General features: G+C 72.0%; 18 protein-coding genes. 7 read left to right on the top strand and 11 right to left on the bottom strand.

What is annotated here, in order from left to right; genetic code table 11:
• Positions 1-310: 310 nt before the first annotated feature.
• Positions 311-1,186 (bottom strand): Abi-alpha family protein, encoded by an 876-nt coding sequence (locus ON36_RS36360; RefSeq protein ID WP_083885324.1) that lies wholly within the window; start codon positions 1,184-1,186, stop codon positions 311-313.
• Positions 1,187-1,586: 400 nt separating this feature from the next.
• Between ON36_RS36360 and ON36_RS23030 the strand changes: the two genes are divergently transcribed.
• Entirely contained in the window at positions 1,587-2,837 is a 1,251-nt protein-coding gene (locus ON36_RS23030; protein WP_245558168.1) for a DUF445 domain-containing protein, read from the top strand.
• Entirely contained in the window at positions 2,828-3,667 is an 840-nt protein-coding gene (locus ON36_RS23035) for an Abi-alpha family protein (RefSeq protein ID WP_052314263.1), read from the top strand. Before ON36_RS23030 ends, ON36_RS23035 begins: the two co-directional genes overlap by 10 nt.
• A 42-nt stretch (positions 3,668-3,709) precedes the next feature.
• On the opposite strand, the gene ON36_RS23040 is transcribed toward ON36_RS23035, so the two are convergent.
• Together ON36_RS23040 and ON36_RS23045 are read right to left on the bottom strand one after the other, a co-directional pair.
• Positions 3,710-5,497: an ABC-F family ATP-binding cassette domain-containing protein gene (locus tag ON36_RS23040; RefSeq protein WP_043657403.1), complete on the bottom strand. Its 1,788-nt coding sequence runs from the start codon at positions 5,495-5,497 to the stop codon at positions 3,710-3,712.
• 85 nt (positions 5,498-5,582) lie between these two features.
• On the bottom strand, positions 5,583-6,515 hold the full coding sequence (locus ON36_RS23045; RefSeq protein ID WP_043657406.1) for a 4-(cytidine 5'-diphospho)-2-C-methyl-D-erythritol kinase: 933 nt from the start codon (positions 6,513-6,515) through the stop codon (positions 5,583-5,585).
• A 126-nt stretch (positions 6,516-6,641) separates the two neighbouring features.
• Here ON36_RS23045 and ON36_RS23050 point away from each other — a divergent pair, with 126 nt between their 5' ends.
• Positions 6,642-6,845 (top strand): heavy-metal-associated domain-containing protein, encoded by a 204-nt coding sequence (locus ON36_RS23050; RefSeq protein ID WP_043657473.1) that lies wholly within the window; start codon positions 6,642-6,644, stop codon positions 6,843-6,845.
• A 269-nt stretch (positions 6,846-7,114) separates the two neighbouring features.
• On the opposite strand, the gene rsmA is transcribed toward ON36_RS23050, so the two are convergent.
• The 4 genes from rsmA to metG form a co-directional block, all read right to left on the bottom strand.
• Positions 7,115-7,996 (bottom strand): 16S rRNA (adenine(1518)-N(6)/adenine(1519)-N(6))-dimethyltransferase RsmA, encoded by an 882-nt coding sequence (rsmA, locus tag ON36_RS23055; protein ID WP_043657409.1) that lies wholly within the window; start codon positions 7,994-7,996, stop codon positions 7,115-7,117.
• Positions 7,997-8,026: 30 nt separating this feature from the next.
• A complete protein-coding gene (locus tag ON36_RS23060) occupies positions 8,027-9,187 on the bottom strand; it encodes a lipase family protein (RefSeq protein WP_043657412.1) in 1,161 nt (386 codons plus the stop codon).
• Positions 9,188-9,250: 63 nt separating this feature from the next.
• Positions 9,251-10,363, bottom strand: a complete 1,113-nt coding sequence (locus tag ON36_RS23065; protein ID WP_052314267.1) for a lipase family protein — start codon at positions 10,361-10,363, stop codon at positions 9,251-9,253.
• Positions 10,364-10,580: 217 nt separating this feature from the next.
• Positions 10,581-12,125, bottom strand: a complete 1,545-nt coding sequence (gene metG / locus ON36_RS23070) for a methionine--tRNA ligase (RefSeq protein WP_245558170.1) — start codon at positions 12,123-12,125, stop codon at positions 10,581-10,583.
• Positions 12,126-12,196: 71 nt separating this feature from the next.
• On the opposite strand from metG, the gene ON36_RS23075 reads away from it, so the two are divergent.
• Entirely contained in the window at positions 12,197-13,024 is an 828-nt protein-coding gene (locus ON36_RS23075) for a TatD family hydrolase (RefSeq protein WP_043657418.1), read from the top strand.
• Positions 13,025-13,203: 179 nt separating this feature from the next.
• Complete coding sequence (locus ON36_RS23080) at positions 13,204-14,328, top strand: resuscitation-promoting factor (RefSeq protein WP_043657421.1); 1,125 nt, start codon at positions 13,204-13,206, stop codon at positions 14,326-14,328.
• Positions 14,329-14,331: 3 nt separating this feature from the next.
• Here ON36_RS23080 and rsmI read toward each other — a convergent pair whose 3' ends face one another.
• Positions 14,332-15,168, bottom strand: coding sequence for a 16S rRNA (cytidine(1402)-2'-O)-methyltransferase (gene rsmI / locus ON36_RS23085; protein WP_281004894.1), 837 nt, complete (start codon positions 15,166-15,168; stop codon positions 14,332-14,334).
• Positions 15,169-15,291: 123 nt separating this feature from the next.
• On the opposite strand from rsmI, the gene ON36_RS23090 reads away from it, so the two are divergent.
• Positions 15,292-16,893, top strand: coding sequence for a dolichyl-phosphate-mannose--protein mannosyltransferase (locus tag ON36_RS23090; protein ID WP_043657481.1), 1,602 nt, complete (start codon positions 15,292-15,294; stop codon positions 16,891-16,893).
• On the opposite strand, the gene ON36_RS23095 is transcribed toward ON36_RS23090, so the two are convergent.
• Positions 16,876-17,250 carry a GntR family transcriptional regulator gene (locus ON36_RS23095; RefSeq protein ID WP_043657424.1) on the bottom strand — a complete coding sequence of 125 codons (375 nt, stop codon included), beginning with the start codon at positions 17,248-17,250 and terminating at the stop codon, positions 16,876-16,878. The two genes, ON36_RS23090 and ON36_RS23095, sit on opposite strands and share 18 nt — an antisense overlap.
• A 6-nt stretch (positions 17,251-17,256) precedes the next feature.
• Positions 17,257-18,498: an arginine deiminase gene (gene arcA / locus ON36_RS23100; protein WP_052314264.1), complete on the bottom strand. Its 1,242-nt coding sequence runs from the start codon at positions 18,496-18,498 to the stop codon at positions 17,257-17,259.
• A gap of 123 nt (positions 18,499-18,621) precedes the next feature.
• On the opposite strand from arcA, the gene soxR reads away from it, so the two are divergent.
• Complete coding sequence (gene soxR / locus ON36_RS23105; RefSeq protein WP_043657486.1) at positions 18,622-19,122, top strand: redox-sensitive transcriptional activator SoxR; 501 nt, start codon at positions 18,622-18,624, stop codon at positions 19,120-19,122.
• Between the two features lie 186 nt (positions 19,123-19,308).
• Here the strand turns inward: soxR and ON36_RS23110 are convergent.
• A partial coding sequence (locus ON36_RS23110) for a glycosyltransferase (RefSeq protein ID WP_043657426.1) occupies positions 19,309-19,726 on the bottom strand: 418 nt, incomplete at its 5' end.

Raw genomic sequence — 19,726 nt, forward strand, 5'->3', positions numbered from 1 at the left:
GCGGGCGGGGCGGGGCGGCCTCGGCGGCGGGTTCGTCGGCCTGCTCCGATTCGGGGGGTGGGTGGCTCTCCACGGCCGCCGCGCCCGCGTCGTGGCCCGCCACCAACGGCGGCTCGTCGATCTCGGGCAGCACCGGCGGCGGGCCCTCCCGCCGCTCGGCCGCTTCCTCGGTTGTCACATCTGGATACCCGTGCCTGCGATCCATACTCTCCACAATCCCACCGGCAGACACCTGCGCGCGGGATCTGTGTCCGATCGCTATCACCGATGAGACCTTGCCGTGACCGATCGGGCGCGGCGCGCGTCTGTCTCAGCTACCGATGGTGAAGCAGATGCGGCAGAAGTCCTCGCCGAACTCCGAGAGCCGCAGGCTCTTCCGCACGATCTTGGGGGCGCGGCCCGCCTTCTTGAGCGCGTCCTCGACCACCGGCTGCACTTCGAGCACCATGTAGCGGCTCAGCACCACCGGGTCGTCGGAGGTGTAGGTGAGGCCGAGGCGGTTGAGGTTGATGAGGTAGGAGCGTGCCCGGTCCGGGTAGCGCACACCGGCCTGCTCGGGGACCGAGGTGAGGTCGCCCTGGACCAGCTCCGAACCGATGCCGAGCGGCCGGTTGGTGCGCACGTCCACCGACGGCTGCGGGCCGTTGAGCGCCATGAACCGCAGGATGCGCGCCTCGTCGGGGGCGATCTCGTCGAGGATGCGGTCGTAGGCCGGGTGCACATCCTCGGTGAAGTAGACGTCGGCGGAGCGGGCGAGCAGCGCGTCGCCGCGGCGGCGCAGGTCCTCGGTGCTGGCCGAGCGCAGGTACGGGCCGACGGTGACGGCCTGCTGGGTCGAGCCGTTGGGCGTCGGCACGTAGCTGACGATCTCGCGGACCGACCCCTCGGTGACGCCGAGGGCGCTGCGCGCGATCGACCGCAGCGCGTTGCCGGTGCGCTCGGCGATCTCGGCCGAGGACTCGCCGTCGAGCGCCGCCTGAGCCAGTTCCCTGGTGACCTCGTAGGTGGTGCCGACGGCCCATTGACCACCGCGGACCGCGGTCCCGGCGGCCAGCCCCGCCGCCCGGAAGACACCGCGGATCAGCCGCGCCTCGTTGCTGATCTGCCGCTGCTCCACATCCGAGCTGCGCTCGACGGCGCGGGTACCGGCACGAGCCAGGTCCTGTCCGGTCCTGTCGTCTGTCACGTCTACTCCGAAGGTCTCACAGGTGAACGGCCGCTCACAGAATTATTGCCCGGCCACCCTCCGCGCGCAGCACCGGCAACACGCCCCCCTGGCGCGCCCCGTTGTCGGTTGTCACGAAGATGTGGTGGTGGTCATTGTTCCGACTCGCTCAGTCGAAGTCGGCATCGCGGGCTGGTTCTGTGACTGATGTCTCAGACACTACCCTGTGTCCTGACCCACCACGAATGGACCTCGTTGCGCACCTCACAGTAGGGTCACCTCGCCGCGGGGGTGCTAATTTTGGTTTGCCGGTGAGGCGGCGGTCACCGGATATCGGCAGGAGGGTGTCGTGTTGGAGAGTGTGTTCGGAGTCCATCCGACGCTCTTGCTGGAGATTTTGACCATTCCGCTTTTCACAGGCGTGATCGGTTACATCACCAACTGGACCGGCATTCTGATGCTGTTCCAGCCGATCAAGTTCCACGGCGTGAAACTACCGGGCCTGCGCGCGCTGTTCCCCTTCCTGCCCAAGCGCATCCAGGTCCTGCCGCTGCTGTCCTACGACGGCCGCATCGGCTGGCAGGGCATCGTCCCCTCCCGCGCGGACAAGATGGCCTCCATCGCCGTGGACAAAGGGCTGGCCAAGCTCGGCAGCGTTTCCGATTTCTATCGCGAACTCGAGCCCGACAAACTGGCGGGCCATCTCGCCGAGGTCGCCGACGCCCAGATCCGCGACATCGTCGAGGTGATCCTCCGCCGCGAGCACCCCCAGCTCTGGTACAACCTGCCGACCCAGGTGCGGGAAATGGTGCACCAGCGGGTCCGCCAGCAACTGCCCGAGATCCTCCACGAACTCACCACCGAACTCGGCACCAATATCGATCAGCTGCTCGACGTCAAGCAGATGGTGATCCGCTATTTCCAGGCCCGCCCGCAGCTGCTCAACCAGCTGTTCCAGGTGCTCGGCGCCAAGGAACTGCGATTCATGCAGAATTTCGGCTTCTATTTCGGCGCCCCGTGCGGCCTGGTGCTCGTCGCCGCCCTCCACCTGACCGGCTGGTCGCCGCTGGTCGTGCTGCCGGTCGGCGGCATCATCATCGGCTGGGTGGTGAACTGGGTCGGCATCAACATGATCTTCGCGCCCGCGACGCCGAAGTGGTGGTGCCCGTGGCGGCAGGGGCTGCTGATCAAGCGCCAGCCCGAGATCACCGCCGGCTACGCCGAGCTGGTGTCGACCGAGGTGGTCACGGTCGCCAACATCGGCGACGAACTGCTCAACGGCCCCCGCTCCGACCGCACCCTGCAGATGCTCGAGGACACCCTCCGTCCGGCGGCCGACCGCGCCCTCGGCCCGGCGCGGCCCGCGGTGAAGTTCATGCTGGGCAGCCGCGAGTACGACTCGCTGCAGTCCACGCTGACCGCCGAGGCCATGAGCATCGCGCCGATGGCCTTCGCCGACCCGGACTTCAACCTCCAGCAGGGCAAACAGGTCAACGAGTACATCGCCCGGCAAATGTCCGCCCTGTCACCGCACGACTTCGTGGACATGCTGCGTTCGGCCATCAAACAGGACGAATGGTTGCTTTTCGTCCATGGCGGCGCGCTGGGCCTCCTCGCCGGATACGCTCACATCCTGGTCTTCGGAACAGGAGTGGCGACTACATGGATATAGACGATTCAACCCCGTCCACCGACCTGGTGCGGCGCACGGTGCCGCCGCCCGACCTCGCCACCGCGCGTCCCGGCTTCCCCCTCTCCCCCCTGCGCACCGTCGCGGCCGCCACCGGCGTGGCCCGGGTCGCGCTCACCGCCGCCTCCGGCATGACGCTGTGGACCCTCGACACCGCCCTCGGTGTCACCGTGACCGTGCTGCGCGGCAGCATCGCCGGGGCGCCGCCCGCCGACGTGCTGGCCGAGGCCGAGACCGAGGTCCGCGACCGGTTGCGCGTCGCGCTCGGCCTGCCGACCACCCGGGACGCCCCCGGCACGGACACCCCCACCCTGCGCGAACAGGGCGCCGAACTGCTGCGCCTGTCGGCGAGCACGCACGCCGCGACCTCCGACATCCACCCCGCCTACCCCGGCATCCTCACCGAACTGACGCCCGACGAGGCGCGCATCCTGCGCTTCCTGCACGTGGCGGGCCCGCAGCCCGCCATCGACGTGCGCACCGGTCGGCAGCGCGCCTTCGGGTCGGACCGGCTGCTGTCCGGCGTCACCATGATCGGCGAGCACGCCGGGCTGCGCTTCCCCAACCGGGTGCCGCAGTACCTGCCGAACCTGCGCAGGCTCGGCCTGATCGAGACCATCCGCGAACCGGTCGACAACCCGCACCGATACCAGCTCATCGAGGCACAGGAGCACGTGCGGACCGCGCTCAAACGCGCCGGCTTCGGCACCAAGGTGAGCTACCGCAGCATCGTGCTGACCGAGTTCGGCACGGACTTCGTCGGCGCCTGCCTCCCGGTCGTCGTCGACAACACCGGCCGGGAGAGCGTGTAGCGCCGGCGGATGCGGTGACGCGGCGCCACCGCATCCGGGCGCTCAGGCGTCCTCGGCGAGTTCCATCCAGCGTTCCTCGGCCGCTTCCTTCTCCGCGGTGACCTGCTTGAGCTCGGCGCCGAGGGTGACCAGCTTCTCCGGGTCCGTCGCGGCATCGGCCAGGGCGGCGTGGAGCTTGTCCTCGCGTTCGGTGAGCTTGTCGATCGCGCGTTCCAGGCGGGTCAGTTCCTTGCGGGCGGCCCGGTAGGCGGCCGAATCGGTGGCGGCGGCGGCCGGTTTCGCGGCGGGCTTGGCCTGGGCGGCGGCGCTCAGGCCCGCGCGCTTGGTCAGGTACTGGTCGATGCCGCCGGGCAGGTTGGTGAGCTTGCCGTCGCCGAACAGCGCCCAGGTGGAGTCACAGATGCGTTCGACCAGGTAGCGGTCGTGGCTGATGACGACGAGGGTGCCCGCCCAGTTGTCGAGCAGGTCCTCGAGCTGCTGCAGGGTGTCGATGTCGAGATCGTTGGTCGGCTCGTCGAGCAGCAGGACGTTGGGCTCGGCCATCAGGATGCGGGTCAGCTGGAGCCTGCGGCGTTCACCGCCGGACAGGTCCCCGACCGGGGTGCGCTGGCGGGCAGGGGTGAAGCCCAGCCGCTCGGCGAGCTGGCCGGCCGAGATCTCCTTGTCGCCGAGCGTGATGCGCTGTGCCACCTGCTGTACGGCTTCCAGCACGCGCAGGTCGGTGGGCAGGTCGTCGAGTTCCTGACGCAGCCAGCCGATCTGGACGGTCTGGCCCTGGACGCGCTTGCCCGCGGCCAGGTCGGCGTCGCCCGAGAGGGCGCGCAGCAGCGTGGTCTTGCCCGAACCGTTGACACCGACCAGGCCGACGCGTTCGCCGGGCGCCAGCCGCCAGGTGAGGTCGGAGACCAGGGTGCGGCCGTCGGGCGTGGTCAGGGTGACGTCCTCGAGTTCGACGACGACCCGGCCGAGCCGCTTGCGGGCGAAGGCGGCCAGCGACACGCTGTCGCGCGGCGGCGGCACGTCGGCGATGAGCGCCTCGGCGGCCTCCACCCGGTAGCGCGGCTTGGAGGTGCGGGCCTTGGCGCCGCGCCGCAGCCAGGCCAGCTCCTTGCGCGCCAGGTTCTGGCGGCGGGCCTCGGTGGCGTCGGCCTGGCGGGCGCGTTCGGCGCGGGCGAAGATCCAGTCGCCGTAGCCGCCCTCGTAGGTCTCGACCCTGCCGCCGACGACCTCCCAGGTGCGGGTGGCGACGGTGTCGAGGAACCAGCGGTCGTGGGTGACCACGACCAGCGCGCTGCGCCGCTGGAGCAGGTGCTCGGCGAGCCACTGCACGCCCTCGACGTCGAGGTGGTTGGTCGGCTCGTCCAGCACGAGCAGGTCGAGTTCGCGCACGAGCGCGGCGGCCAGCGCGACCCGGCGGCGCTCGCCGCCGGACAGGTTCGCCACCCGCGCGTCGAAACCGAGGTTCGCGATGCCGATGCCGTCGAGGATGGAGCGGATGCGCGGGTCGGCGGCCCACACGTGCTCGGCGACGTCGGTGGTGGCGTGGTCGTCGGCCAGGCCGGCCAGCACCGCGGCGCCGACCGTGGCGTCCTCGGGCAGCGACCCGCGCTGGGTGACCACGGCCATCCGCAGCCCGCCCAGCCGGCTGACCCGTCCCGCGTCGGGCTCCTCCAGCCCGGTGAGCACCTCGAGCAGCGTGGTCTTGCCGCCGCCGTTGAGACCGACGACGCCGATCCGTTCGCCGGCGTGCACGCCCAGGGACACACTGTCCAGCAGGGGTTTCACGCCGAAACTCTTGGAGACCTGTTCGAGGTTGATCAGGTTCGACATCGGGGTAGCTCGCCCGCCTTCCAGCAGTGACTCTTCGGCCGTTCGAGCCTACTCATCGCCGCGGGACCGCCCTCGGGCGGTGCGTTCAGCGCTTGGGCTGCGGCTCGCCGAGTACCCGCGCGCCGGGCACGGGGCCGCTGGCGGTGCGCACGCTGCGGCACACGCCCGCTCCCGCGAGTTCGGCGGCGACGGCGACGGCGGCGTCCTCGGACTCGCAGAGGAACGCGCAGGTCGGGCCCGACCCGGACACCAGCCCGGCCAGCGCGCCCGCGCCGACCCCGGCCCGCAGCGTGCGCCGCAGTTCGGGTTTCAGGGAGAGGGCCGCGGCCTGCAGGTCGTTGCCGAGCAGGGGCGCGAGGGTTTTCGGGTCGCCGCCGGCGAGCGCCTGCATGAGCGCCTGCGGATCGCCGACGCGGGGCGGGTCGCCCTCCGCCCGCAGCCGATCCAGCTCGCCGAACACCGCGGGGGTGGACAGGCCGCCGTTGGCGAGGGCGAGCACCCAGTGGAAGGTGTTGCGCGACAGGACCGGCAGCAGCCGCTCGCCGCGGCCGGTGCCGAGGGCGGTGCCGCCGTGCAGGGCGAAGGGGACGTCGGAGCCCAGTTCGGCGGCGACGGCGGCCAGTTCGTCGCGGCTCAGGCCGAGGTCCCAGAGCTCGTTGAGGCCGACCAGCGCGGCGGCGCCGTCGGCGCTGCCGCCCGCCATGCCGCCCGCGACCGGAATACCCTTGGTGATGGCGATCTCCACGAGCGGCGCGCGGCCCGCCAGATGCGCCAGGCGCACCGCGGCCTTCCACACCAGGTTCGTGCGGTCGGTGGGCACCTCGGCGGCGCCCTCGCCGGTGACCCGGACCGCGAGCGAGGCCGCGGGCGCGAGCTGGAGGTCGTCCCCGAGGGAGAGGGCCTGGAACACCGTGGTGAGGTCGTGATAGCCGTCCGGGCGCAGATCACCGACACCCAGATGCAGGTTCACCTTGGACGGAGCGCGCACGACCACCGGGCTCGGCACAACAGACAGCACGGTGGCAAAGCCTAACCGGTGCGCACGACAATCGGCGGCCGAGGCGCTTGCGCAAAGTACCCGTGGGGGGTATGTTCGATCCCAGCGGGGATACCCCCGGACCGTATGAATGAGAAGGAGCGGGCCATGGCCACCACCACCTACACCGTCACCGGGATGACCTGCGGCCACTGCGTCGGCTCGGTCAAGCAGGAGATCGGCAAGATCGACGGCGTCACCAGCGTGGACGTCGACCTGGCCAGCGGCCGGGTCACCGTCGACAGCACCGGCGAGCTGGCCGACTCCGCCGTCGCGGCCGCCGTGGACGAAGCCGGGTACGCGCTCGGTTGATGGAGCGCTGGCGCGCTCGAGTCGCCCGGTTGATGGAGCGCTGGCGCGCTCGAGTCGCGGCCCTTGGTGCCCCGACGAACAGAGTCCCGATCCTCGCGGCTGCGCCGCATGGGGTCGGGACTCTGTTCGTCGGGGCGGCCGCGACCGCCGCTGCGCGGCGGGGCCTCCTCGGGGTCGGCCCGTGGTGGTCGGGTTTGCCGCCGTGACTCATACACCGACCAGTCGGCTCACGACGGTGCCGGCCGTGGCCCTGGTGCCGGCCGTGACCCTCACGCCTGGGCGGCCAGCCGCACGTAGGCGGCCGTGTCCAGGGTTTCGCCGCGGGCCGTGGGGTCGATGCCCGCGGCGACGAGGCGGCGTTCGGCCTCGGCGGGGGAACCGGCCCAGCCGGACAGGGCGGCGCGCAGGGTCTTGCGACGCTGGGCGAACGCGGCGTCGACCACCTCGAAGACGCGCTTGCGGTGCTCGGCGTCGGTCGGCCAGGGCGGCTCGGCGTAGCGGTCGATGCGGACCAGGCCGGACTCGACGCGGGGCACCGGCCAGAACACCTGGGTGCCCACGTGCCCGGCGCGGCGGACCCGGCCGAAGAACCCGGCCTTCACACTCGGCACGCCGTAGACCCGGCTGCCCGGTTCGGCGGCGAGGCGGTCGGCGACCTCGGCCTGCACCATCACCAGCGACACCGCGATGCTCGGCAGTTCGGCCAGCAGGTGCAGCAGCACCGGAACCGCCACGTTGTAGGGCAGATTCGCGACCAGCGCGGTCGGCTCGGCCGGGATCCGGTCCGCGCCGACCCGCATGGCGTCGGCCTCCACCACGGTCAGGCGCCCGGCGAGGCCGGGCGCCCGGTCGGCGACGGTGCCGGGCAGCGCGGCGGCCAGCACCGGGTCGATCTCGACGGCGACCACGCGCTCGACCACGTCGAGCAGCGCGAGGGTCAGGGAGCCGAGGCCGGGACCGACCTCCACGACGGTGTCGCCGGACCCGACCCCGGCCGCGGTGACGATGCGGCGCACCGTGTTCGCGTCGTGCACGAAGTTCTGGCCGAGCTGTTTGGTCGGCCGCACGCCGAACCGCTCGGCCAGCGTCCGCACCTCGGCGGGACCGAGCAGCGCGGCCTCGCCGCGGAAGGGGGAATCAGGTTCGGGCACCGGATGAACCTACCAACCCGCCGGTGCGGGTCAGCGGCGCGGCGGGACGGCGTTGCGTTCGGCGACGAAGCCGTGGAGCGCCTCGCGCATGCGCTGGTCCAGCGCGCCGTGCTTGCCGGTGCCCGGCACGACCCGCACGTCGGTGCCGGCCGCGGCCAGCTGGACCGCGAGCGCGCCGTGCAGCGGGGAGGGTACGACGGAGTCGGTGGCGTTGAGCAGCAACAGGACGGGCGCGTCGTAGCCGCCGCTCGGCAGGGCCATGTAGTCGCGGATCGCGGCGGGCAGCGGGCCGTCGGCCAGCGGGCGGGCGAGGATGTCGCCGAGGGTGCGGTCGCCCGCGTCGCGGATGATCGCGTCCAGGCACCGGCCCGTCGCGCCGTCGACGAGGGCCCGGCCCTCGGGGGTCAGGTAGGTGTCGACCTGGGCGTCGGGGCGCGCGGCGCGCAGCCCGGCCAGGATGCTGACGACGAAGCCGGTGGTCGGGCCGGTGAGGCCCGGCAGGGACGGGGTGCCCGGCCCGGCGATGGGCAGCAGCTTCTCCAGGTCGGAGGCGGGGTCGATGGCCACGGTGCCGCGGAAGTCCAGGTCGGGCGCGGCGGCGGCCTGCGCGTGCGCGGTGCTCAGCGCGGCGTGCCCGCCCTGCGAGACACCGACCACGGTCCACGTGCGCGACAGCTCCGGGTGCGCGGCGCGGGCGGCCCGCACGAGGTCGATCGTGGCGCCGGCCTCGGTGGCGACCTCCAGGTAGGGGTGCGGTCCGGTGTCGAAACGGCCGAGGCCGAGGTAGTCCGGGGCGACCACCGCGTAGCCGCGATCGACCAGGCTGCCGATCAGCGCGTCCTCGCTGCCGCGGCTCGCGGCGAAGGGGGCGCTGTCGGGCTCGGACTGGCCGCCGCAGCCGGGGCCGAGGCCGGAGGTGCCGTGGTCGTAGGCGATGACCGGCCAGCCGTTCGCGGGCGCCTCGCCCTCGGGCAGGAAGACCGCGCCGCTGGCCGGACGGGCGACGCCGGCGGAATCGCTGGTCCAGTAGTCGATCACCGCGCCGCGATCCTGGCCGTGCCAGCCGGCCGGACGCGGCTCGACCACGATCACCGCGCCGGGCGATTCGGCGGCGGCGGGCGCGGCGGTCAGCGGGAACAGCGCCGCGACGGCGGCGGCGAGGGTGACGGCGGCCCGTCCGGACAGCGACATCGGGGGTCCTTTCGACCGGCGAATCTCCTGGACGATCGTACAGTTACCCGCCGGTATCGCGCGTCAGAACCGGCGCGCGAGGAAGTCGTCGACGGCCGCCCACATGGCCGGATCCATCGCACAGTGCCTGCCCGTGCCGACCACCGTCGCGAAGTCGACGCCGCCCGCGACGAATTGCGCGGCGAGCGCGGCATGCAGGGGCGACGGCACGGTGACATCGGCGGCGTTGGCCAGCAGCAGGATCGGCGCGTCGTAGCCCGCGGTCGGCACCCGCATGTAGCGATCCAGCACGGACCGGATCGGCTCGGTGGACAGCGGGCGCGCGAGCAGATCGGGGAACCCGAGCCCGGTGACCGCCTCGATCATGCCGTCCAGGCACAGCTCGCCGATGGTGTCGAGGACCGCGCGCCCGCGCGAGGTCAGGTAGCTGTCGACCTCGGCCTCCGGGTGCGCCGCGCGCAGGCCCGCCAGGATGCCCGCGGCGAAGCTCATGATGTCGCTGTTGCCGTCGAAGACCGACGGGACCGGGCCGAGCAGCGTGGCGACCTTCTCCACATCGGATTCGGGATCGAGCGCGATGGTCCCCCGGAAGTCGAGCTCCGGCGCGTAGGTCGCCTGCCGGTGCCCCGTGCCGAGCGCCGCCTGCCCGCCCTGCGACATCCCGGCCGCCGCCCAGGTCGCCGACAGGTCCGGGCGCCGCGAGCGCACCGCGCGCAGCAGGTCGATGGTGGCGGTGGCCTCGGTGTCGATGCCGAGGTAGGGGTGCGTGCCGGTGTCGAACCGGCCGAGGCCGAGGTAGTCCGGCGCCACGACGGCGAAACCCCGGTCGAGCAGGTGCCGCACGAAAACGTCCTGGGCGTCCTGGGATTCGCGGTACGGCGCGCCGGCCGGATCGGACTGCCCACCGCATCCCGGCCCGAGGCCGGTGGTGCCGTGGTCGTACGCGATGACGGGCCAGCCGCCCGCGGGCGGCTCCCCCGGCGGCACGTAGAACGCCCCGCTGGCGGGAGCCGATCCGCCCCGGCCGTCGGCGGTCCAGTAGTCGACCACGTAGCCGCCCGACACCCCGTGGAACCCGTCGGGCCGCGGTTCCAGCCCGATCAGCTCCCCCGGCGCGGCGGCCCGCGCCGCCGGCGACCCGAGCAGGACCCCACCGGCGAGCACCACCGCCGCCATCGACCACACCAGTACCGCCCGCACAACCGCACCTGCCCGTCTCCGACGACGAAGCCGGGCGGGCCGACGCGACGCCCGGCGCGAATCCGGGAGCACGCTACCCCCGGCGCGCGGGCCACGACGGGCACCACGCCGGGAGGGCGGCGACGGAAGACGGGTCGATGCGGTCAGCCGGGCCGGGTCGCGCGGTCAGGCCCGCCCGGCGAGCGGATCGTCGCTATTCCTTCGGCTCCACGTACCGCGGGAAGACCGGCTCCGGCGCGGGCAGCGCGATGCCGGGCACCAGCGGGGTGGCGATGTCGGCGAACGTGCGGCCCTCCTGGCCGAGCAGGTCGAGGATCTTGGCGGCGGCGCCGGGCATGACCGGCTGGACCAGGATGGCCACGATCCGGCAGACCTCGAGGGTGACGTAGAGGACGGTCGCCATGCGCGCCAGGTCCTCGGGCGTGCCGGACTTGCGCAGCGCCCAGGGGGCGTTGGCCGAGAAGTACCGGTTGGTCTCGCCGAGGGTCAGCCAGATCGCCTCCAGCGCGAGGTGCATCTGCTGGGCGTCGAACTCGGCCCGGCAGCGCTCGAGCAGGCCGCCCGCGCGGTCGAGCAGCGCGCGGTCGTCCTCGGTGAACTCGCCGGGCGTCGGCGCGACGGCGTCGCAGTTCTTGTTGACCATGGTCAGGCTGCGCTGCACCAGGTTGCCGAACTCGTTGGCCAGGTCGGCGTTGATCCGGCCGACGATGGCCTCGTGGCTGTAGCTGCCGTCCTGGCCGTAGGAGATCTCGCGCAGCAGGAAGAAGCGCACCTGGTCGAGGCCGTAGGTCTGCACCAGTTCCAGCGGGTCGACCACGTTGCCGACCGACTTGGACATCTTCTCGCCCTTGTTGAACAGGAAGCCGTGCACGAAGACCCGCTCGGGCAGCTCGATGCCGGCCGACATCAGGAAGGCGGGCCAGTACACGGTGTGGAACCGCGTGATGTCCTTGCCGATGATGTGCAGGTCGGCGGGCCAGTACTTCCGGAACGCCTCGCCCTCGGTGTTCGGGTAGCCGACACCGGTGAGGTAGTTGGTGAGCGCGTCGACCCACACGTACATCACGTGATCGGGGTGCCCGGGTACGGGGATGCCCCAGTCGAAGGTGGTGCGCGAGATCGACAGGTCCTTGAGCCCGGCCTTGACGTAGCTGACGATCTCGTTGCGCCGGGTCGCGGGCGCGATGAACTCCGGATGTTCCTCGTACAAGGCGAGCAGCCGGTCCTGGTACTCCGAGAGCTTGAAGAAGTAGTTGGACTCCTCGGTCCAGGTGACCGGGGTGTTGGTCTCGGTGGACACGCGGCTGCCGTCGTCGAGGAGGGTGGTCTCCTCCTCGGTGTAGAAGGCCTCGTCGCGCACGGAGTACCAGCCGGCGTAGTTGCCCAGGTAGATGTCGCCCGCGGCCGACATCCGCTCCCACAGCGCGACGCAGGCCTCGTGGTGGTCGGCGTCGGTGGTGCGGATGAAGCGGTCGTAGGAGATGTCGAGGGCCTTGTCGAGTGCCTCGAACACGTCGGAGTTGCGCGCGGCCAGTTCCTGGACCGGGATGCCCTCGGTCGCCGCCGTCTGCTGCATCTTCTGGCCGTGTTCGTCGGTGCCGGTCATGAAGAACACGTCGAAGCCGTCCAGGCGCTTGAAGCGGGCCAGGGCGTCGGCCGAGATGTACTCGTACGCGTGCCCGATGTGCGGGGCACCGTTCGGGTACGCGATGGCAGTGGTGAGGTAGAAGGCGGGCACGTCGCTACTGTAATGGCCGTGCCTGTGCAGCCTCGAACGAAGATGCCCGTGACGACCTCGGGAGCGCGGCGATGAGCGCGAAGCGGGAGGCGCCGCCGCTGCCGCCCCTGTTGTCCCCGCTGGTGGACGCGCACACCCATCTCGACGCGTGCGGCGCGACCGACGCCGAGTCGACGAAGGTGATCGTGGACCGGGCCGCCTCGGTCGGTGTCGGACAGATCGTCACGGTGGCCGACGACCTGGCCGCCGCGCAGTGGGCGGTGCGGGCGGCGCACTGGGATTCGCGCGTCTACGCGGCGGTCGCCCTGCACCCGACCCGGGCCGACGCCCTCGACGAGCACGCGAAGGCGGAATTGACCCGGCTGGCGGCCGACCCGCGCGTCGTGGCGATCGGGGAAACGGGTCTGGATTACTACTGGCCGGGCAAACTCGAGGGCTGCGCCGACATCGAAACCCAGATCGAGGGTTTCCGCTGGCACATCGAACTGGCCAAGCAGACGCGCAAACCCCTGATGATCCACAACCGCGAGGCCGATCACGATCTGCTGACCGTGCTGCTGGACGAAGGCGCCCCGGAAACCGTTGTGTTCCATTGTTTCTCGTCGGACGCGAATATGGCGCTCAGCTGCGTGGCGGAGGGGTACGTGCTCAGCTTCTCCGGCACGGTCTCGTTCCGCAACGCCCACGAGCTGCGCGAGGCGGCGAAACTGGTCCCCGACGAGGCGATTCTCGTGGAGACCGACGCCCCGTACCTGACCCCGCATCCGTACCGGGGCGCGCCGAACGAGTCCTATTGCCTGCCCTATACCGTGCGCGCGCTGGCCGAACTCCGGGAACAGGATCCGGCGGACCTGGCGAAGATCACCGCCGCGAATGCCCGGCGGGTCTACGGAATTTGATCATCCGTCCGGCATTTCCTCCGGCAAGGGGGCTGGACAGCGCGTTGTGAGAGAGATCACTCGATTACCCGCCGCCGTAACCATCCAGGCCCGTCGTGATCGAATCGTGATCTGCGATCCCGCTGTTCGGGCGCCCGGCGGTTGTCGAGCGTCGTCCGACTCGTTATCGTTCTGTAACCATGTCGGCTTTCGCGCGGATCAACTCGGCTCGCTCGCCACTGCTGTATCTCGCGGTGGCCGGAGTGCTGCTGACGCTCATCGTCGGTGCGGCCACCGCGATCGGCACCCACAAGACCGTGGCGCTGGTCGTCGACGGCGAGCGCACCGAGGTCACCACCTTCGCCGGTGACGTGAAGTCGATCCTCGCCGACGCAGGGTTCGAGCTGTCCGGCCACGACAAGGTGGTGCCCCCGGCGGGCGCGACGGTCGGCGACGGGGCCGTCATCACCCTCAACCGCGGCCGCGAGATCACCGTCTCGGTCGACGGCGCCACCCGCACCGTGTGGACCACCGGCCTGACCGCGGGCGAAGCCCTCGAGCAGATGCAGATCCCCGCCGACACCCACGTGCTGCCGACCCGCACCGAGAAGCTGCCGCTCACCGGCGCCGCCCTCGCCGTGGTCAGCCCGCACACGATCACGCTGTCCGACGGCGGCGCCGCACCGGTCGACCTCCGCCTCGCGGCCCCGACCATCGGCGAGTTCCTGGCGGCGGCCGGGGTCCCGCTGCTCGAGCAGGACGTCGCCGTCCCCGCCGCGAACACGCCGGTCACCGACGGCCTGCGCGTGGAGGTCACCCGCAAGCGGATCGAGAAGCGCACCGAGACCCTGCCGCTCGACCCGGCCGAGAACGTCATCGAGGACCCCTCGCTCAACATGAGCCGCACCATCGTGGAGAGCCCCGGCGTCCCGGGCGTGCACGACGTCACCTTCGACGTCCTGATGGTCAACGGCGCCGAGCAGAGCCGGACGCCGGTCGCCTCGGTGGTGAAGGTCCCGGCCGAGCCGAAGACCGTGCGCAAGGGCGCCAAGCCGGGCACCGAGGTGCCGCCGGTCCGCGACGGCGCGATCTGGGACGCGCTGGCCCGCTGCGAGTCCACCGGCAACTGGTCCATCAACACCGGCAACGGCTACTACGGCGGCATCCAGTTCGACCAGAGCACCTGGGAACGCCAGGGCGGGCTCAAGTACGCGCCCCGCGCCGACCTGGCCACCCGCGAGGAGCAGATCGCCATCGCCGAGGTCACCCGCGCCCGGCAGGGCTGGGGCGCCTGGCCCGCCTGCACCGGCCGGCTCGGGCTGTAGGACTCAGACGGACCGGGCGGCCAGCACCGCGTCGTAGAGCTCGCGGCGCGAGACGCCCCTGGCCGCGGCGACCTCCCCGCACGCGTCCTTGAGCCGCAGTCCGCTCGCGACCAGGGTCTCCACCTCGCCGACCAGTTCCGCGGGATCGGCCGACGCCGGGTGGGCGCCCGCGAGCACCACCGTGATCTCGCCGCGCGCGTGCTCTACCGCCCACTCCGCGAGCTCGCCGAGCGTGCCGCGCACGATCTCCTCGTAGGTCTTGGTCAGTTCCCGGCAGACGGCCGCGCGCCGGCCGGGCCCCAGCACCGCGACCGCGTCGGCCAGGCAGTCGGCCAGCCGGTGCGGCGCCTCGAAGAAGACGCAGGCGCGCGGCTCGGCGGCCAGGGTGCGCAGCCACTCCCGGCGCTGGCCGCCCTTGCGCGGGGCGAAACCGTCGAAGCAGAACCGCTCCACCGGCAGGCCCGACAGCGCCAGCGCCGTGGTCACCGCCGAGGGGCCGGGCAGGCAGGTGACCGCCAGGTCGCGTTCGACGGCCGCCGCGACGAGCCGGTAACCGGGGTCGCTGACCGAGGGCATGCCCGCGTCGGTCACCAGCAGCACCGTCTGCCCGGCCGCGATGTCGTCGAGCAGCTGCGGGATCCGGGCGGTCTCCACGTGGTCGTAGAAACTCACCACCCGGCCGGTGATCTCCACCCCGAGCGCCTTCGCCAGCGACCGCGTGCGGCGCGTGTCCTCGGCGGCGACCACGTCGGCGGTGCCGAGCGCGTCGCGCAGCCGCTGCGAGGCGTCGCCGATGTCGCCCATCGGCGTCGCCGCCAGCACGAGCCTGCCTGCTGCCACCGTGTTCTCCTTCGCGCCGGGATCCGCCGCCACCCTATCCGCCGCGCCGCGCGAGCTGCGCAATCGCCCGAACGGTCTTGCCGCTGTGCGGCCGGGGTCGGGCGACCGCATACGATCGTGGCCGTGACCCAGGTGACCGACCCGCGCGCGCTGCCCCCGGCGCGGGCCGTCCCCGCGTGGACGAGCCCCGCCCCGCTGCGTCCCGCGCCCGATTTCGGCCCCCTCGACACCGCGCGCGGCTGGGCGGTCACCGGAGTCCTCACGCTCGTCGCCGCGCTGACCCGGTTCTTCAACCTCAACTCCCCCACCGACGCGCGCACCCCGGTGTTCGACGAGAAGCACTACGCGCCGCAGGCGTGGCAGATGCTGACCGGCGGCGGTGTCGAGGACAACCCCGCCTACGGGCTGGTGGTGCACCCCCCGGTCGGCAAACAGTTCATCGCCCTCAGCGAGGCGGTGTTCGGCTACAACGCCTGGGGCTGGCGGGTTTCCGCGGCCCTGGCGGGCACGGTGCTGGTCCTGTTGGTGATCCGGATCGTGCGCCGGATGTCCCGCTCGACGCTCATCGGCGCGTTCGCCGGGATCCTGCTCATCGTCGACGGGCTCACCTTCGTCTCCTCGCGCATCGGCATGCTCGACATCTTCATGGCGCTGCTGGTGACCGCGGCCTTCGGCTGTCTCCTCGTCGACCGCGACGAGATACGGCAGCGCATGGCCACCGCCGACCTGGCCGGGCGCACGGGGCTGTCCCCCTGGGGACCCAGGCTCGGCGTGCGCTGGTGGCGGTTCGGCGCGGGCGTGCTGCTCGGGCTGGCCTGCGGCACCAAGTGGTCGGGCGTGTACTTCATCATGTTCTTCGGGCTGATGTGCGTGGCCTTCGATGTCGCCGCCCGCCGCGCGTACGGGGTGCGCAGGCCCTGGGCCGGCACGCTGCTGCGCGACGTCGGCCCCGCGCTCTACGCGCTCGTCGTCATCCCGCTGCTGGTGTACCTGGGGACCTACGCGGCGTGGTTCGCCAGCGAGGACGGGGTCTACCGGCACGCCGTCGGCAATCAGGTCGGCACCGGCGGCCCGTTCTCCTTCGTGCCCGAGGGGCTGCGCGCGCTGTGGTACTACCACGGCGAGACGCTGCAGTTCCACGCCGGATTGACCAATTCGGCGGGCAACCACCACCCGTGGGAATCCAAGCCGTGGACCTGGCCGATGGGCCTGCGCCCGATGCTCTACTACTACGCCGACAGCGGCACCGGCTGCGGGGAGGGGCCGTGCGTCCGCGCGGTCATGGCCATCGGCACGCCGGCGCTGTGGTGGGTGGCGCTGCCGGTGCTCGGCTGGGCGATCTGGCGCACGGTGACCCGCCGCGACTGGCGCTACGCGGCCGTGCTCGTCGGCTACGGCGCGGGCCTGCTGCCCTGGTTCCTGACCCTGGACCGCCAGATGTACTACTTCTACGCGGTCGTGCTGGCGCCGTTCCTGGTGATGGCGGTGGCGCTGGTGCTGGGCGACATCCTCGGCACCGCACGGCCCGCGGGTATCCCGCGCACCCCCAACGGCATGTATCTGCCCGCGCCGGTCAACGAGCGCTACGCCCTCGGGCTGCTGGTCGTGAGCATCTATCTGGGCCTGGTGGTCGCCAATTTCATCTGGCTGTGGCCGATCCTCACCGGCAACCCGATCACCCCGGCCAGCTGGCAGGACCACCTGTGGCTACCCAGCTGGCGGTGACGCCTCCAGCGCGTCCCTGATGTAGCTCAGGGCGGCCTCGTCGTCGAGCCCGAGCCTGCGCACCGCCTCGACGTAGCCGTGTGCCGCGCGGCCCGCCGCGTCGCGGGTGGGGTCGCCGGAGGCCGCGATGAACGAGCCCTGCCTGCCCCGCGTCTCGAGCACCCCGTCGGACTCGAGTTCCCGGTACGCGCGCGCCACCGTGTTCGGCGCCAGCCCCAGCTCGGCGGCCAGCGCGCGCACCGTCGGGATCTTGGTGCCCGCGGTCAGCGTCCCCTCGCGGACCTGCCGCAGCACCGAGGCGCGCAGCTGCTCGTAGGGCGGGACGGGCGAATCGGCCGACACCTCGATCTCGAACATGCTTCCTCACAGTCCGTCTCGCGACAGCGGGCACGACATGCAGCGGGGGCCACCGCGGCCGGAGCCCAGTTCGGACCCCGAGATGGTCAGCACCTCCACCCCCGCGTCGGCCAGCCGGGAATTGGTCATCTCGTTGCGTTCGTAGGCCACCACGACCCCCGGCGCCAGCGCCAGGGTGTTGTTGCCGTCGTCCCACTGCTCGCGTTCGGCGGTCACGCCGTCGCGGCCGGTGTCGATCACGCGCAGCGCGTCGATGCCCATGGCCCGCGCGGCCGCGGGCAGGAACGGTTCGGGGCCGCTGAGCGAGATCCGCTCGGCGCCGTCCCGCCCCCCGAAGCCGTCCTCGCGGCGGATGGTGAAGGCGCGCAGCGTGTCCCGCACGCCGGGATACATCACGACCGCGTCCACGTCGACCATGGTGCACACGGTGTCCAGGTGCATGGTCGCCCGGTTCTGCGCGATCGGGACCACCAGCACCGTGTGGGCGAGGTCGTCGTCGAAGAGGCTGCGCGCCAGGGCTTCCGCGCCCGCTGGCGTCGTCCGCTCCCCCACGCCGACCGCGACGACGCCCGGGGCGAGCAGCAGCACGTCGCCGCCCTCGATGGGGGCGGTGTGGGATTCGTAGGCGCGGCGCACGCCGAGGAAGCGCGGATGGAAGGCGTAGACCAGGTCGGTCAGCGAGGTCTCGCGGACCCGGGCAGGCAGGGCGAGCGAGGTGATGGCGACCTTGGGGCCGACCCAGAACGACGAGTCCCTGGTGAACAGCAGGTTCGGCAACGGGTCGATGACGAAGTCCGCGCCGTGGTGCATCCGGCGCACCAGCGAGGTCGCGTCGGGACCGAACGGCAGTTCGTCGAAAGTCATACCGGCCATGAGGATGTCGGCGAGTTCACGGGCCTCGACGCCGCGCAGCGCGGCGGCCAGCTGTTCGGCGAGGCGGTGGCCGAGCCTGCGCGCGTCGACCGCGGCCGAGATGCCCTGGATGCGCGCGGCGCCGCTGACCGACAAAGTCTCGGCGAGCAGGTCGGCCAGCAGCAGCACCTCGACGCCGCGGTCGCGCAACAATGCCGCGAATGCGTCGTGTTCGGCCTGGGCACGCTCCACCCACGGGATACCGTCGAAGAGGAGCTGGTCGTTGTTGCTCGGGGTGAGTCTGCGCAGTTCGTCGCCAGGACGGTGCAGCAGCACCGTGCGCAGCCTGCCCACCTCGGAGGTGACGGCCAGGCGGGAGTCGGCGTCAGTTCCCATGGATGTGACGGTAATCGGTGCGGTGCTCGGGGACACCGCCGACGTGCGCATTCCGGTGTCGTGGATTTCCGCACACCGGAAACAAACCTGAAGTATTGTTCAGGTGAAGTGGGAGGAGTGTCGATGACGACAGCCGACTGGCGAACCAAGGAGCTGACCCCGGGTCAGCTCTCCGAGCGTAGTGGAGTTGCAGTCTCCGCGTTGCACTTCTACGAACGGGAAGGTCTCATATCGAGTCGTCGAACCAGCGGCAATCAACGCCGGTACGCGCGCGAGACCTTGCGGCGGGTCGCCTTCATCCGGATCTCGCAGCGGGTGGGGATCCCGCTCTCGGAGATCCGCGCCGCCCTCGACCGGCTGCCCGAGGGCCGCACCCCCACCCGCCGCGACTGGGAGACCCTCTCGACCACCTGGCGCGAGGACCTCGACGACCGCATCACCCAGCTGACCAGGCTGCGCGACAACCTCACCGGCTGCATCGGCTGCGGCTGCCTGTCCATGGGCAGCTGCAAACTGGTCAACGAGAACGACCGGCTCGGCGCCGACGGCCCCGGCGCCCGCGTCCTCGACGTGCAGCTCAACGGCCAGGCGAAACCGGCGGGCTGCGTCCCCGACTGCACCTAGTCCGCGCCGACACCTGTCACCCGGGCGACCACGACCCCGAGTGGGGGCAGCCACCCACCACCGGCCCGCCAGAACGGTTGACCCCGAGAACACCCCACCCACGCAACACCACGGGCCGATCCCGAGGAGGCCCCGCCCCGCAGCGACGGTCGCGGCCGCCCCGTCGAGCGCGCCGGCGCTCCACGATCACAACACGAACACGTCGAGCATGCCGGTGACGGCGGCGGGCCAGGGGAACTGTTCGGCGCGGTGGCGGGCGGCCCGGCGCCTGCCCGCGGCGGGCCGGGCGAGGACGTCGGTGACGGCCTCGGCGAAGGCGCGCGGACGGTCTTCAGCTACCGCCCCGCAATCGCCGGTGACGATGTCGGCCAGGGCGGAGGACCGGCTGGCGACGACGGGGGTGCCCGCCGCCAGCGCTTCCAGCGCGGCGAGGCCGAAGGTCTCGTGCGGGCCGGGCGCCAGGGACACGTCGGCGGTGGCCAGCAGCCGCGCGACGCGGTCGCGTTCGCTGATGAAGCCGGTGAAGTGGACCGACGGCACGCCGCCGGGGAGCGCGGGCAGCGCGCGGGCGCGGCGTTCGAGGGCGTCGCGGCGCGGGCCGTCG

It is taken from the genome of Nocardia thailandica NBRC 100428, assembly GCF_000308795.1.
In the GTDB taxonomy this organism is placed as follows: Bacteria; Actinomycetota; Actinomycetes; order Mycobacteriales; family Mycobacteriaceae; genus Nocardia; species Nocardia thailandica.